General features: G+C 45.2%; 11 protein-coding genes. 2 read left to right on the forward strand and 9 right to left on the reverse strand.

Annotated features, from left to right (window positions below; translation table 11 throughout):
* The first annotated feature begins 168 nt into the window (after positions 1 to 168).
* A complete protein-coding gene (locus tag ACUN27_RS19790) occupies positions 169 to 4,884 on the forward strand; it encodes a X2-like carbohydrate binding domain-containing protein (protein WP_445559478.1) in 4,716 nt (1,571 codons plus the stop codon).
* Between the two features lie 173 nt (positions 4,885 to 5,057).
* Entirely contained in the window at positions 5,058 to 5,471 is a 414-nt protein-coding gene (locus tag ACUN27_RS19795) for a DoxX family protein (protein WP_315950044.1), read from the forward strand.
* Between the two features lie 65 nt (positions 5,472 to 5,536).
* Here the strand turns inward: ACUN27_RS19795 and ACUN27_RS19800 are convergent, their stop codons facing one another.
* The 9 genes from ACUN27_RS19800 to ACUN27_RS19840 form a co-directional block, all read right to left on the reverse strand.
* Entirely contained in the window at positions 5,537 to 6,304 is a 768-nt protein-coding gene (locus ACUN27_RS19800; protein ID WP_157326385.1) for a sugar phosphate isomerase/epimerase family protein, read from the reverse strand.
* 154 nt (positions 6,305 to 6,458) lie between these two features.
* The gene (locus tag ACUN27_RS19805) at positions 6,459 to 7,937 is read right to left on the reverse strand and encodes an Lsa family ABC-F type ribosomal protection protein (RefSeq protein WP_315950041.1); all 1,479 of its coding nucleotides are present in this window, start codon (positions 7,935 to 7,937) and stop codon (positions 6,459 to 6,461) included.
* A gap of 276 nt (positions 7,938 to 8,213) precedes the next feature.
* On the reverse strand, positions 8,214 to 8,984 hold the full coding sequence (locus ACUN27_RS19810; RefSeq protein ID WP_326060481.1) for an SDR family NAD(P)-dependent oxidoreductase: 771 nt from the start codon (positions 8,982 to 8,984) through the stop codon (positions 8,214 to 8,216).
* Positions 8,985 to 9,228: 244 nt separating this feature from the next.
* A complete protein-coding gene (locus ACUN27_RS19815) occupies positions 9,229 to 10,035 on the reverse strand; it encodes a response regulator transcription factor (RefSeq protein WP_326060482.1) in 807 nt (268 codons plus the stop codon).
* A complete protein-coding gene (locus ACUN27_RS19820; protein WP_326060483.1) occupies positions 10,028 to 11,887 on the reverse strand; it encodes a sensor histidine kinase in 1,860 nt (619 codons plus the stop codon). The genes ACUN27_RS19815 and ACUN27_RS19820 overlap by 8 nt, the downstream gene beginning before the upstream one ends.
* A gap of 147 nt (positions 11,888 to 12,034) precedes the next feature.
* A complete protein-coding gene (locus tag ACUN27_RS19825; RefSeq protein ID WP_445559479.1) occupies positions 12,035 to 13,669 on the reverse strand; it encodes an extracellular solute-binding protein in 1,635 nt (544 codons plus the stop codon).
* 39 nt (positions 13,670 to 13,708) lie between these two features.
* Positions 13,709 to 14,584 carry a carbohydrate ABC transporter permease gene (locus ACUN27_RS19830; RefSeq protein ID WP_445559480.1) on the reverse strand — a complete coding sequence of 292 codons (876 nt, stop codon included), beginning with the start codon at positions 14,582 to 14,584 and terminating at the stop codon, positions 13,709 to 13,711.
* A gap of 19 nt (positions 14,585 to 14,603) precedes the next feature.
* The gene (locus tag ACUN27_RS19835) at positions 14,604 to 15,554 is read right to left on the reverse strand and encodes an ABC transporter permease (protein ID WP_445559481.1); all 951 of its coding nucleotides are present in this window, start codon (positions 15,552 to 15,554) and stop codon (positions 14,604 to 14,606) included.
* A 198-nt stretch (positions 15,555 to 15,752) separates the two neighbouring features.
* Entirely contained in the window at positions 15,753 to 16,172 is a 420-nt protein-coding gene (locus tag ACUN27_RS19840) for a DUF1801 domain-containing protein (RefSeq protein ID WP_315950033.1), read from the reverse strand.
* Between the last annotated feature and the right edge of the window lie 199 nt (positions 16,173 to 16,371).

A 16,371-nucleotide genomic window follows, 5' to 3' on the forward strand; every position in this document is an offset into this window, starting at 1 on the left:
GAGGCTCCGAGGAATAGCGCTTTTCTTATAAAAACGGGCAATTGGTACGGTTTCAGGCAGAAATGTACCTATCCACTTTCAGAAATGATCTTATATAATCGGACATGTGCAAGTGCGGTAGCGCTTACATAAACGAAGTTAATTCAACGACAAAGGAGACAAGTGAAGATGAAAAGCAGATTGCAACGCCGAAGGAAGGTATGGCTGGGATTGCTGCTTACTATCATTGTCATTGCGCAGATCGGCTACATCCCTTCCGGCGAAAGCAAGGTCAGAGCGGCAGACAATGGCTTGGCACAGAAGCCGTATATGGGCTGGAGCAGCTACAGCATGCAGGTCTACGATGGTCCGTCCGGCAACTGGATTTCCGAAGCCAAGATCAAGAAGATGTCTGACGCCATGCACGAGAAATTGCAGTCTCACGGATACAAATATATCAATATCGATGCGGGTTGGAACGGCAGCATGGACGAATACGGCAGACCGGTGCCGAGTGCTGCGCTTTATCCGGGAGGTTTTCAGAATCTCGTCGACTACATCCACGGTAACGGCCAAAAAGCCGGCCTCTATTTAATTCCCGGCGTTTCGCCTGAAGCGGTCACTCAGAACTTACCTATTTATAATGCTCCTGGCTGTAACATCGGTGATATCGTCGTAAAACCTTACAAGTTCGCGGATTATTGGAACATTGGATACAAAATTGATTTCAGCAATCCTTGCTCGCAAAAATATATCGATTCCGTCGCGGATGCCATCGCTTCCTGGGGTGTGGATTTCGTCAAATTCGATAGCGTCACACCAGGCTCCGGGCATAATGATGTCAGCATCGATGCGCGTGACGATGTCAAAGCCTGGTCAACAGCGCTTGGCAGACACAATATTTGGTTTGAATTATCTTGGGCTCTCGACCACAACTACGTGGATTATTGGAAAAAATATGCGAACGGTTGGCGGGTCGATTGGGATGTAGAGTCCTATGACCGCGAGGTCGGCATGACGCAATGGGCTAATATTGCGCGTTTGTTCCCTGACGCAGCCCTTTGGTGGCGGGATGCCGGACCGGGAGGTTGGAATGATTTCGACTCCTTGAATGTCGGCAATGGAGCTACCTCCGGTTTAACCAAAGACGAAAGGCAAACCGCAGCTACGCTGTGGGCAGCCTCAGCCGCGCAGTTCTATACAGGCGACGACCTATCCAACCTCGACGCCTATGGTCTTGACTTGCTGACGAATGACGAAGTCATCGCGGTTAATCAAGCTGGGCGTCCGGTACACCCAGTTTCAACATCGACCAATCAGCAAGTCTGGTATGCGAATAACGGTGACGGAACGTACACGGTTGCTCTTTTCAATCTGGGCAACAAAGCAGCGCCTGTGACCGTTAACTGGAACGATATCGGGCTGAGCGGCCCTGCTTCCGTTCGCGACCTGTGGAGCCATTCCGAGCTTGGCACTTATACGTCAAGTTATGGTCCTGTGTCCTTGGAACCGCACGCCTCTCGCCTCTTCAAAATAACGGCACAAAGCGGTTCTTCATTCGTCAATGACGACGACACTGGCGTAAGATACACCGGCACTTGGACACGTAACGGCGGCAAAGAATTGGCTCGCGACGCGCAAGACTTGTCCATTGCAATTACGGACTCTTCCCCTTCTCCCGCTAGTGCTAGTAGTCAAATCGGAAATCAAGCAACACCGCAAACGAATTCATCTAACGGCACAGTCTCTCACGCTGTCTACATCAACGATACGGATCCATTGATTCAGTATTCGAACAAGTGGGGGCACAGCGGCGGAAGACCTTTCGGGGACTATCAGGATGATGTTCATTACGGTGAGCCGGACAACGGGACGCAGCCGGAATTCAGCTACTCATTCACGGGCACTGGCATTGAACTTTTCTCTGAACAAGGCACATCCAATGGACGAATGGACGTTTATATCGATGGACAGTTAAAGGGCACTGTCGATGCTGAAGGCCCTCAACAAACCGGCTTATACTCGGTCTATCGGATTGCCGATCTTCCGCAAGGTCAGCACACGCTTAGAGTGTTAAGAAACGGCACCGGCCAATACTATTTCATCCTGGATGCTTTAAAGGTGACGACTGAAACGTTGCTTGGCCAACCTTCTGCGAACAGTTTTGACAAAGATCAGCCTGCCGACATTACGTCGAATCTCCTTCTTGGCGCAAGTTCGCTGACAGGCATCACAAATGGTGCTGTGTCTCTGCAGCCAAATACGGACTTCACGATAAGCGGAGGCAATCTTGTAACGATTAAGAAAGAATTCCTCCTCCAGCAGCCATCGGGGCAGCCTGTCCAACTGGCGTTCACTTTTGCAGGTGGAGACTCACAATCACTTTCTATCGCAATCACGGGAACGTCACTCAATCCTGCAACCGCTGCTTTTGACAAGAAAACATCCGCACAAACGGACGTCTTAACAACGCTTACACTTGGAAGCACCAACAGCCTGACTGGCATTATCAACGGCATAGACAGCTTAATACCTGGTCAGGACTACACAATTACGAATAATGTTGTAAAAATCTCAAAATCCTACTTGAATCAACAGCCTGTTGGACTAACGAATTTGACATTCACATTCCTTTCTGGAAGTCCCAGAACGTTCGCCATTACAGTTAGCAACTCTGCCTCTCCCGGAAGGTACACTTACATCAATGACGACAGCTCGGAAATCCACTACACCGGCGCTTGGAACCGCAGCACGAACCGCCCTTTTAACGACTATGGCAAGGACGTGCATTATGTCGAGCAAAACAACGACTTTTTCACCTACACTTTTAATGGCACTGGCATTACTTATATAACAGAAGTCGATCAAGGCCAAGGCGATGTGGACATCTACATCGACGGTCAGCTATATGGAACGGCTCATACGTTCGGAGCGAACTCGCATAACATAGCCCAGCAAGAAGTCTATACAGTCAGTAATTTGACACCTGGTATTCATACATTGAAAGCAGTTAAAAAGTCAGGGCAGTTCATGCTGCTTGATGCGCTTAAAGTCCAGCAGCCCGACCTGATGGATATCTCTGCCGCTGACTTCAATAAAACGACGGCTGCAGATGTGATCGTTACTATCTTGGGCAACCCGGACAGCCTGCAAAGCATTTCGAACGGCGCGAGCAAACTCGTGAATCCTACCGATTATGAAATTAACGGCCAACAATTGACGATTAAAAAAGCTTATCTCGCAGCTCAACCTGTTGGCAGCTTGAAGCTTACTTTTTCTTTCACAGGTGACTATGCCGACGATGTCCATGCAACTTCCGTGAATGGAGACTCCTACCTCTATTCGTTCACAGGAACCGGTATCGAACTCCTCGCACCAACGGGGCCGGAGTTGGGTGACATCGACATCTATCTCGACGGGGAGTTGAAGCAAACGATCAACGCCCATTCAGCCATCCGGAATGCCGGTCAAAGTCTTTACCGCGTCTCGTCACTTCCGAAGGGTGCTCATACATTGAAAGCGGTCAAAAAATCAGGCAGCTATATGCTTGTAGATGCGTTCAAATATGATATTGCCGCGGCAAATGGCACACCTTCCACGCCACAAACGGGTGGCGGCGGCTATGGAGGAGGTTACGGAGGAGCGATTGTGAGCCCTAACGCATTTAATGTCGTGCGAACTACACAAGCTGACGGAACGAGCAAAGAGGAAGTTAAGCTCTCAGATGATAATGCGAAAATATTGATTCAGAAGTCCAAGACCTCTGGCTCCAATTCAGCTGTCATCTCCTTACCGGATGCCAAAGATGATGTATCCATGACGACTGTTCAAATGAGCAAAGAATCGCTCAGCTTGCTTGGCGACAGCGGTCTTGACCTTAATCTCGATACCGCTAATGTTAAAGTCCTGATTGCTAACAGTTCGCTCAAAAGCTTAAAAGATGATAGTTATTTTAACCTTGTTCCGGTAAAAGCTTCGGCAGTCGGCAAGGAGTTGGAACGTCGCGCAAACGCGGCGACAGTGGTACTAGGCGTTACCGGAGGCGCAAACACTTCGCTGGTTGGCCGTCCTGTAGAGATTACGACGAACCTGCATGATCAAGAGGTTACCCTTGTCCTCCCGCTTCCAGATGATTTGAGCGATATTGAGATTCAACAAATCGGTGTTTATATCGAACACAGTGACGGGACTACGGAGTTTAAAAAAGGCACTGTGACCACGTTCCAAGGCGCTCGCGGGATACAGTTCACAACGAACAAATTCAGTACGTTTGCCCTTTTGAAAGTCGATGGCCGGACATTGTCCTTCTCGCATGAGCCATACATCCAAGGCTACGAGAACAACTTGTTCCGTCCCGACAATCGCATTACCCGCGCAGAAATGGCAATGATTCTCTCGCGTATTGCGGCCAAACCGGCATCAGGCAGCGGCAGCGAATTCGTTGACGTGAAGCCGGAGCTTTGGTCTTATGATGCGATTGCCCAAGTGTCACGCATGGGTCTGATGCAAGGTTACGCAGACGGCACCTTCAGACCGGATCAGCCGATCACCAGGGCGGAAATGGCAGCTCTTGCCGCCCGGTTTGCAGTGAGTCCCTCTGGGTCCGGAGCAGGCTTTACGGATACGTCCGGCCTTTGGGCCGAAGATGCAATCAAAGCCGCCCAAGCTGCGGGGTACTTGAACGGCTATGCAGATGGCTCCTTCGGTCCAACTCATCCGCTCACTCGCGCAGAAGCCGTTACCGTGATCAATCGGGTCCTCGGCCGAGGGCCGCTTCATGGTATCGTCCACTCGCCATGGACTGACGTCCCAGACAGTCATTGGGCGGTCCATGACATTGAGGAAGCTTCGGTCCGCCACTCGTTTGAGCCGTTAGCTTCCGGTGGAGAAAAGATCGTGGAGTGATTCCGACATTCATATCACGCTCTAGGGAAAAAGGGCATTTCAACTTCGTTGAAATGCCCTTTTCTCGTGTGGAGGAACGTCATTTTCCACTGTTATAAATATTCCTTGACAGGAATATTCCTAATGAGGTATATTCAAAACATAAATTTAATGTCCTAGGAGGCTGAAAGGCAATGAAAAAAATTACGATTCCTTACTGGATTTTTACTGTATTAGTGGTGTTATTTATGGGGATGGGAGCAATCGGTGATACTGTAAAAGCAGCGTCTGCGGTAGAGCTCTTCAAGCATTTGGGTTACCCCGACTATCTTCTACCCTTTCTTGGAATTGCCAAGATATTAGGCGTCATAGCTATCCTTATTCCCGGTTTTCCTCGAATCAAAGAATGGGCATATGCCGGTTTGATCTTCGATTTGACTGGTGCTGCGTATTCAACCATCGCTGTGGATAGCTTTATGGCCGTATTGGGTTTTCTTCCAGGCTATATTATCATTGCAGGTTCCTATATATATTATCATAAAAGGCAAAAAGCTGGCATGCTGAGTCAAACGAATCAAGTAATGCGAGTAGAACGACGTACCGTTTAAGCGTTTAAATAATGAAGAACGGCTGTAAAATAGCAGCCGTTCTTTTTGTAATTAAATAAGTTTTTCTAAGCTTTTGCCCCTAATTTTGCTAAATTAGCAAAACTAATCTCTAAGCTCTCAAAAGGATTCCGGTCATAGCAATCATCCTGCTCAACCGCTGCCCATTCCACGCCAATGTCTTCGCAGGCTTGAATGATTCCTTTGAAATTCATATTGCCTTCACCGACCTCGGAAAAACGCTGTTTCCGATCCGGAGTCACAATCATATCTTTAAAATGTACGACCTTCATACGTCCATCCATTTTGCGGATCCACTCCACGGGATCTGCCCCGCCTGCCTGTACCCAATAAACATCCAACTCGAAATCGACGCTATCAGGATCCGACATTTCAAACAAAATGTCCATGCCTGTCTTCCCATCATATTTAGCGAACTCAAAATCATGATTGTGATAGATAAATTGCAGCCCGGCATCTTTCAACTGTTTGCCAAATTCCGAAGCTTGTTTGGCGAATGTGGCATAACCTTGACTGTTCTCCCGAAACTCCGGCGGTAGTCCGCCTAAACCGACATATTTACAATCCCATGCTTGATGCTTCTTAATGACGCCGTCCATATCATTCAACAAGTCGTTATATCCGATATGAGTGGCACAGATCGTCAACCCTTCTTGGTCTGCAAGCGCTTTAAATTCTTGAATGTCGATGGGTCCAATACCGGAAGCTTGTACAGCGTTATAACCCAATTGCTTAACTTTTTTCAAGCTTTCGCTAATATCAGCGGGTGTTTTCAGAAAGTTGCGAAGCGTATACAGTTGCGCGGCGATTCTCATTCCTATCACTCCATTCATCAAATTTGAGTCATTTCATATATAACATAGAATGATGGGTTTGAGCCACACAAAAATACAGTTGCTCCACAATTTTCATATGAGAACTGCGTTGGAACTAATAAAGCTGCCGTTTCTTAGCACGGCAGCTTTTGATCTAGAGCTCAACAATTTTTGTTGCGACGTTATGGCAAAATTCCCGGTCATGCTCTACAAATAGAATCGTCGGTGAGTATTCGAGCAGCAAATCTTCAATTTGCATCCGAGAAATGACGTCAATAAAATTAAGCGGTTCATCCCAAATATGCAAATGTACCTGCTCACTCAGGCTTTTTGCAATTAATACTTTTTTCTTTTGTCCGCCGCTATACGATGAAATATCCTTGTCAAATTGAATTCTGGAAAAATCCAGCTTTCTTAAAATGGATTTAAAAAGACTTTCATCAATCCCACATTCGGCAGCATAGTCAGATAGATTTCCCTGAAGGTGCGATGTGTCTTGGGACACGTAGGATATTTTTAACTGGCTGTCCTTTCGAATGTTGCCTGTGAAATTCATATCCTCGCCGCAAATTAGTTTGATGATACTTGATTTTCCAGAGCCATTTTGACCTGAAAGCGCAATACGATCACCTTGCTCAATCGTGAAACTTAGATTTGAGCATACGGTCTTCTCACCGTAATAAATGGACACATGGTCAAGCTCAACCAGCTGGTTTTTGTGAAAAGCAAGCTGCGAAATCTCTAAGCTTTCTGAGCTCTCGATATTTTTGAGGAGTTTCGACTTCTCTTGGATAGCCGAATGCTGTCTTTGCTCAATGGCTTTAGATCGTTTCATCATTTTAGCAGCTTTATGGCCAATATAGCCTTTATCAACCTTGGAACCGGAGTTTCTTGTTCCGTTTTTTGTTTTTTCCACTTCGTGCGACCAGTTACCCGTCCGTTTAGCGGAATCTGACAATCGTTTAATGTCTTTTCTAAGTTTTTCGTTCTCAGCCAGCTCGAAGTGATCTTGCCGCGACTTATTTTCCCACCAGCTTGAAAAGTTGCCTTTTTGAATTTCTATGTTGGTCTTATTGATGGATAAAATGTGATCTACACAGTTATCTAGAAAGGATCTGTCATGCGATACCAAGATAAATCCACTTTTCGATTTAAGATAATCGCTAACGAGTTTTCTTGCTTTCATATCGAGATGATTGGTCGGCTCATCAATTAAAAGAAAACTGTTCTCTTTGATGAACAACGTAGCCAGCAATACTTTTGTTTGCTCTCCGTTGGATAAGGAATCAAATGGCCGGTACAAAACATCCTCTGAAACCTTTAAAAGAGAAAGCTCGCGCATTAACTGCCAGTGGATATAGTCGGGATAAATGTCATTGATGACATCTATCGTATTATTGCTTTTGTTCTCAACGGGGAACGGGAAATATTCAAAGCTTACATTAGCGGAAATGTATCCACTGTATTCAAACTTACCAAGCAACAGGTTGAGAAACGTTGTCTTCCCTCGGCCGTTTCTTCCTGTAAAGCCTAATTTCCAATCGGTATCGATTTGGAAATTGACGTTTTCAAATATGTTATCGTAACTTCCTTCATAAGCGAACGTCAAGTTTGTAACGTTTATTAATGACATAGACAGATCCTCCTGTATAAAAAAATAAAAGCTACAAGAAAGTTACATTCTTGTAGCTCAAATAAATACAGTTAATTAACCCCTGGACGGAGTTAAATAAGGATATCTTGTATCGTTTGAGTGAAAGATAATGTAACTTTCTTGCATACGAAATAAAACATGCGAAAAATCGCTTTAATGTTTTACCGTTAGCAAGAAAACCTACATTATGCCTTCAACTCCACTCTTGAAAATTTAAATAAAGTATAACAAACTCATTTTTAAAAATCAATACAATTAAGCCTGACGATAAGCAGGAGCGCCCATCGGGGATGATCCCGCGCCACCATCTACGCTAATTTCTGCCCCCTGAACAAAGGAAGAATCTTCAGAAGCCAGGAACAAAGCCACATTGGCGATCTCCACGGGTTCGCCTAAGCGATTCATTGGAATCTTAGGCGCTAACGCGGCTTCAACTTTTGACAAGCCTTCTGGTTGACCCCAAATTGGCGTCCGAGTAGCTCCTGGGACGATCGTGTTTACTCGGATACCGAGTGGGGATAATTCAGAAACGAACACTCTGGCCAAACTGGTCACTGCACCTTTGCTTGCGGCATAAGCTGCATAACCCGGACTTCCTCCTTTGGCAAGCACGGAGCCGTTTAAGATCACAGAAGCTCCTGATTTCAGATAAGGTAAAGCAGCTTGAACGGTGAAAAATACGCCAGTCACGTTTACTTGCATAATTTTCTCAAAAAGAGTAAGTTCGGTACCTCCAACAGGCGTATAACCGGAAATACCTGCATTCGCGAAAACAACGTCTAGATGACCGAATGTCTCGACCGCTTTGGATACAGCTTCTTCTGCACTTGTTGGATCAGTCGCATCTGCCTGAACGGCAAGAACGTTAGATGCACCAAGCTTTTCTACTGCCGCGTTCAACGCTTCCTGATTACGACCGGTAATAACCACCTTCGCACCTTCGGCCACATATAATTTCGCTGTTTCATAACCAATTCCGCTGCTTCCACCCGTAATTAAAGCAACTTTCCCATTCAATTTTCCCATTTTGTATCTCTCCTTTAGAAAATAATTTTTTAAGAATGATCGTTCTTAAATTATTAAAAAAAACAGTCACGCTCTGTTTCTTTTTTTGAAACAGGATGACGTCGTCCTTACTGAAAGTATCTTAGCACATTGAGAACGAACAGTAAAGAATTTTTTTTAACGATCATTCTCATATTTCACTCTATCCTTCTATTCGCTGAATAATGAACTGAATATGTGGGGAAAACAACTAGTGGGTGCAACGTTATAAAAACTTGTTCCGATACTCTGATGGCGTGGCCCCATACTGCTTCTTAAAACTCTCCCTGAAATGATCCTGATCTGTATACCCGATTCTGTCGCAGACTTCATAAATTTTAATGGCTGGATCCTTCAGAAGCCTTGCCGCCTCTTCCATACGAAGACGAATAATGGCATGGTTCATTGTAACCCCTGTTACTTCTTTAACCAGAAGGTTTAGATATTTTTCGCTTAACCCTACGGCATCCGCTACATCCGACAAAGACAACTCCTTGCGCATATATCCATCTTTCATATACTGGATTGCCTGCTCAACCAGCTTCTTCTTTTTTAAATTACCGCTCCATTCTCTATGAAGCAAGGTTTCAGTCAAATTGGGAAGCGATTCTTTGGCTGCTTTCTCTGCGATCCTAAGCGCGAGACGTTCTTCCCTCTCTTTGCGTAGTACGTCAACCGCATTTGTAAGTACTTTCTCAATGGCATCCGGATCAATCGGCTTCAGAACATAGTCCAGCACTTGCAGCTTAATCGCCTGTCTGGCATGCTCAAATTCGTTCAGCCCTGATAAAATGATACAGCGGATATCCGGATTACGGGATTTGATAATCTCAATCAATTCCAATCCATTCATCTTGGGCATGCCAATATCTGTCAACAGAAGATCCGGCTTCTCCCGATCTAACCAGTCAAGCGCCTCTTGCCCATTCTCAACAGCACCTAGCAGATGGATATCTAAATCCTCCCAACGAATGGCACGGACCAAGGTCTCCCGCACGATTTTCACATCTTCGGCAATTAACAACTTAAACATTCGAAGCCTCCTTTCTTGCTGCAACTCGTTCCGGACGATAAGGCATAACAACTTCGACGCTGGTGCCTGTACCCTCTGAAACTTTTAAATACCGCAAACCATATCCGTCTCCAACAAACAATTGGATTCTCCTGTGTACATTCATGGTGCCGTACCCGCTTCCTGCTTCTATTGAAAATTGTTCGTCTCGTACAAAATGCTGCCCAAGCATACGATTCATCTTATCCGCATCACAGCCACGGCCGTTATCTTCCACTCTGATTGCAAGCTCTCCCTGTTCTAATCTAGCGGAAATGACAATTCGACAGCCCGTCTTGCGTTCAGCAAATCCGTGAATGATAGCGTTTTCTGCTAACGGTTGCAAAATAAGATGAACGACAGATGCGGACCGAAGTTCACTCGGTAATTGGATATCAAAGGTCAAATCGTCGATCATCATCTGCTGAATATGGAGATAGGCTTCAACTTGCTTGATCTCATCTTCCAAGGAAATCAAGGTTTGCCCCCGATTCAAGCCGTAGCGAAATACGTTGGCAAGCGAACGCACAACCTGACTCGTCTCCCGATCTCCTGTCATAATGGCCCTGCAGTTAATTAAATCCAAGGTGTTGTATAGGAAATGGGGATTGATTTGGGCATGTAACAACTCCAATTGAAGCTGACGACGTTCTATTTCTTCGGTAAACGACTTTTCGATCAGGCGATGAATTGTTACGAGCATAGATGTGAACTTCTGGTTCAGCTCGTCAACTTCATAGATCCCCGTTCTTTGTGACGGAAGCGGTACTTTGAACTCCACAACTTCCGGGCGCTGTATGGCTGTTACCAGTTTCGTGATAGGGACAGTGACCCTCACGACGATTCTTCGGAGCCATATCCCCGCAATGAGTAAGGCCGCTGCTGCTGTGGCTGCGCCAATTGCCGAAATGGCAAAAGTGTATCTGCTGAAATGACTGCTGGGAGCTACGGCGAGAAGCTTCCATCCATTCTTCAGCGTCTCGAACATGACTCTATAGGTTTCGCCATCTATTTTCGTTTCGATGGAGCCTTCGGCTCCTTTTAATTGATGAACATAAGGCAGTTCTCCGGCATTCGAGAGAAAGTCATGGCGCTCGCCATAAATGACACGATTGTTTTCGTCAAGCAGCAGATGAAAGCCCTGATCTAATGGCGCATTATCGAACACGCCTTTCACGCTGCGGGTATCCGCACCGACAATCACAGTACTGATGCTTCGGCCGTCTTTGAGGCTTGCTTTTTTCCTTGCGGAATAGATCATGGCTAGGTTTGAATCCGTCTTTTGACCCCACCAAACATTCTGTTGTTTCCCGCTGCTCAGATTTTGATACCATCCTTGATTTAGCAAATCGTTATTTTTATAAATCCCTGTAGTCGGATAAAAATGATCCGGAGCCATCGCATAAAGCCCGCTCTCCGGTTCCAATATAACGGATACGACGTATGATTGCTGAGCGATATTGACTGAGCCGAAATCGTTCAGGAGAGACAATAAAGACAGATTCTGCAAATTCGTCTGCAAGGTGTAGTAATCGTCTGCTGCTTCGTAAGGCTGTTGATAGGTATTCATTAGTAAATTTTCAATGGATTGATTGCTTAATACAAATGCCGCAACGTTATTCATCGTATCAAATTGATATTCAATATTTCTATAAACGAATTTCATGGATTGTTCCGCCATTTTGACGGAATGGTCGTTCTGCACGCGGATGAGGATGTAACTGGCTGCTGCCGCAAATAGTGCGATGAACGTGACGATCAATGCAAATATCGGAAGACTGAGCCTGGACAATAACCTTGAGCTGCCTCTTTGTTTTCGTATCCGAATAGCCATCCAAACCTACCCTTTTTCACCGGTGTTATTGCAGAAGCCCCATCTGTTTACACCTGAAGAGGGGCTTCAGCAATTCAGCTGCGGTTCGACTATAGCTTAATCATACACCAAATGATCAGCACCGTCCTGCACATGTTGGTTGTTGTTCTACTTGCCTGATTTTTTCTTAAAAGAAGCCTCTAATTCACTTAGGATTTGAGTACCGCCTTGTGATTTCCATTTTTCCACAAATTCATCGAATTTCTTGCCGTCGGCGCCCATTATAATTTGTGTAAAAACGGAATCCCGCATTGTGTTCAGTTCTACAAGTTTAGCGATTTTCGTAGGCGAATCCAAATAATTGGAGGCATCCGTAATTTGGAATTTATTGTTGATGGCTACATCCAAAGCCTGCGATTGTCTAAGCGGCAGCGACTCCAAATATCGAGGCCAGCCCTTTAAACCTGGGGCGAACAGATAGCTTTGAACACCACGGAAATTCCCGTTCTTATCTTGTTGTGTCTTAGGATCGAGCAAATCGGTAATCAGCTTCATCTTGCCGTTATCGATTTTGTAGTCTTCTCCTTCTATGCCCCATACGGTTAACATTTGGTTCTCCAAAGACAACGAATTTTCGATGACGGATAGAACCTTTTTAGGATCTTTCGTTTTCGCGCTGATGGCGTGCATTTGTCCGAAAGGCGCCCCAGCCGGCGCTACGGCTTTACCATCCGAGCCTACAATGGAGTCCGTCAAAGTCAAATATTTAAGAGGTTGAAAGGACTGATCCGGCAACTTCCCGTCTGAAGCGAGCTTCCCGGTTTTCTTGAGCTCATTGGTTTCCACTTGGGTGTCATAGTCATTTGGCGTTGACCACCAACCCATCCACGAAAATAGTTTTCCACTGAACAGTTTCGCGCGCAGCTGCTCTTCTTTAATGGTCGCGAATTCTTTATCGATGAGTCCTTCCGCATACATTTTCTGCAAATAAAGCAGGGCTTCTTTCATTTTCGGATTGATATCATAATTGCTGAATGTACCGTTCTTCTCAGTAAAATAACCCGGAGTTACGCCAAAAGCACCAAAAATATGGTCAAAAGAGTTATTGGCATATTTCTGCTGGCCGATTTGCGCCGTATAGCCGCCTAACGGGATAACATCCGGCTTAGCCGCTTTGATTTTTTTGAGCAGGTTATCATACTCATCAAGTGTCTTGGGTACCTGAGCGCCTGCACTTTCCAAATAATCCTTTCGCAGGACTAGATTCCAGCGATATCCTGCTCCTGGACCTCCTTGATAAGGAATACCGTATATTTTACCGTTTACTTTTGCCTGCTCGAAAACCTCTTTGGGTACCTCCTTGAGAATATTCGGGGTATCTTTTTCATTAATAAGATTCGTAAGATCGTAAAAAGCGCCTTGTTGGGCATACTTTTGGAAATCATCGGCAAAATCAATCCGTACCACATCGGGTATGTCTCCGCTCGACATCTTCAGATTCAACTTCGTTTTATACTGTTGGACATCGACCATTTCCGGAACGATTTTAATGTTCAGTTTCTTCTCTATGGTGTGCATGATGAGATCTTTCGAAGGATCATAAGGCTTGGATATATCTTGTCCTTTTAGCCATTTCAGTTCATACGGCTCATCACTTGTTGGCGCGGCTGAACCAGCGATTCCTGTTGGTGTAGTCGTCGCAGCAACCGGATCGACAGCTTTACTACATCCTGCAAGCGTTACGCTCACTGCCAGTATGGCGGCAATTGCGCTGTACGACCAAACTTTACCTTGATTTGACATGTTGACATGACCTCCTAGACTTGAGTTAATCGTATATTTCTATCCCTTTACAGAACCAATCAGCATCCCCTGTTCAAAATGTTTTTGAATAAACGGGTAAACCAGCATCATTGGCAGCGCAACAATCACAATTGCAGCCATTTGGATGCCTATGGTAGGCGGCGGCGTAGACCCTGCTGCTTCAAGCAGCTCCGGCGGAAGGCTGGAACTGGCAATAATAGTGCGTAATACGAGCTGTACAGGCGCTTTGTGCCAATCCGTGACATACAACATGGCATTGAAGAAATCGTTCCAGTAAACAACCAAATAGAGCAGCCCTATCGTTGCGATAACCGGCTTAGATAGCGGCAGGACAATCTGCCATAGGACTCTAAATTCGGATGCCCCGTCCATGGAAGCGGATTCACGTAAGCTTTCGGGAATACTTTCAAAGAATGATTTCATGATGATCATACTGAAAGCGCTATAAGCCATGACCAAAATTAGTACATAATTGGTGTTCAACAATCCCAACTGTTTGATCGTAATATAGGTGGGAATCATCCCCCCTTTAAACAACATGGTGAAGATGAAGTAAAGCATAAAGATTCTGCGCCCGGGCAATTTCTTCTCCGCAAGCGCGTAAGCAGCTGTAGTCGTAAGGAACAAAGCGAGCAGGACGCCTCCTGCCGTATTGCGAATCGTATTACCATAAGCCGCAAAAATTAGCGATCCTTCCTTCAGTAAATACGTGTAGTACTCCAAACTGAACGAAGTTGGAAATAAAATCAAACCGTCCTTTTCACTGAAAATATGATAAGGAGTCACAGATACGCAAATTACATACCAAAAAGGGATGACAATGACGATGGTAATGATCGTTAATATCAAATAATTCGTGGCGACAAAAACGTTCTCGCCTATCGTTAGCTTCATCGGTACTCTTCCCCTTTTATCAGAAAATGCCGGAATCATTGAACTGTTTGGCCATCTGATTGGCGGCAACCATCAATACAAGGCCAATTACACCTTTGATAACGTCTGCTGCAGCAGCAAGGCTAAGATTGAACTGCTCTATGCCAACACGGTAAATGTATGTATCCAGAATATCTCCGACTTCAAAAACCATCGGATTGTACAAGTTGATGACTTGATCAAGCCCTGCGCTCATGATATATCCTGTCCGAAGGATGAAAATGACAATGATTGTTCCTGTGATGCCTGGCAAGGTAACGTGAACAATACGCTGAAACCGTGTCGCACCGTCCATAATGGCTGCTTCGTACACTTCCGGGTTGAGTCCGGCGATTGCCGCAATATAGATGATAGCCGCCCATCCCATTTCCTTCATGGCATCCGTGACTACCAGGATCGTTCGAAAATACGCGGGTTCAACAAGCAAATAAGCCGGATCGCCTCCGAAAAACGCAATGATTTTATTAATAACTCCTGTTTCCGGCGATAGGAGCAATGTGATAATCCCCCCATAAACGACCCAGGAAACGAACCTTGGCAAATAGACGGCGGTTTGGAGCGATTTTTTGAACCAGGCAACTCGTACTTCATTTAATGCAAGCGCTAGCAAAATAGGGCATAAAAAACCACTTATCATTTTGTACAAGCTAATGAGCAGTGTGTTTTTGAACGCGTTCAGAAACATCTCCGATTCAAACAGCATCTGAAAATATTTGAAACCTGCCCAATGGCTGCCCGAAAAACCCTGTATTGCGTTGTAATCCATAAAAGCAATACTAACCCCGTAAAGCGGAAGATAATCAAAAATGAGGACCCATAAGAATGCTGGAACTAACAGAACATACAGCAGCTTATATTTCCAAATCCTCCTTATCTGCCTGTGTAACGGCTTTTCTTTTTCGTTTGTGATTCTGGCGGTCACCAGTTCCATTACTATCCCCCTCCAGTCCGACCTCTGCAGCTAACCTTTCTGAGCTAAATTGTTTACAAGACTAAGCTTATAGGAAATCGACAGGGTGGAAAACCCGAGCGAAGGACAAAAATGCAGGGGAAAAGTCTTTTTTCGGTCGACAGTTTCCAATAAACAAGGGATGGAGCACCGCTATAACGGGCTCCATCCCTTGTTATTTTAATCAGGATATGTCTCCTTCAGGAACTGTATCGACTGCTTAATTAACGACTTTAAGACATCAACTTGGATGTCATCCACTTTATTAATGTAGACGCAGGCTTTCCCGGTCGTATGTTTTCCTAAATCCTGCAAAAGTGATTCCCGCTGCGAGTCACCTGTTGCGAAGTACAAACTAATTTTGCCTTTCCTTGGCGAAAATCCGACAAGCAGCGCATCGCCTTCATGTCCGCTGGCATATTTGTAGTGATAGGATCCAAACCCTATGATGCTCGTCCCCCACATCTTCGCGGGATAGCCGGATGTTTCCGTAAAGATATCCAGAAGCTTATAGGCGTCTTCACGTTTCTTGGGACTATCGACATCCTCAATAAACGCTAAAACGCTTGTATCGTTTTCCTTCGTCTTTTGTTCATACATGGGATACAATCACTCGCTTCCTTAAGATGTACCGACTTGAAAAGTAACGTATCATGAGTCGCTGCAGCTTGTCAAAACAACTGTTTTATTGCGTCAACCAATAAAAAATAATTATAATGATTCCTTCATGATGCTAAGCAGGTTGTCCTTGTGGTAATCTGATAATAATTAAAACGAACGGAGGGGTTACGTGTGATAG

The organism is Paenibacillus sp. WC2504, assembly GCF_052682475.1.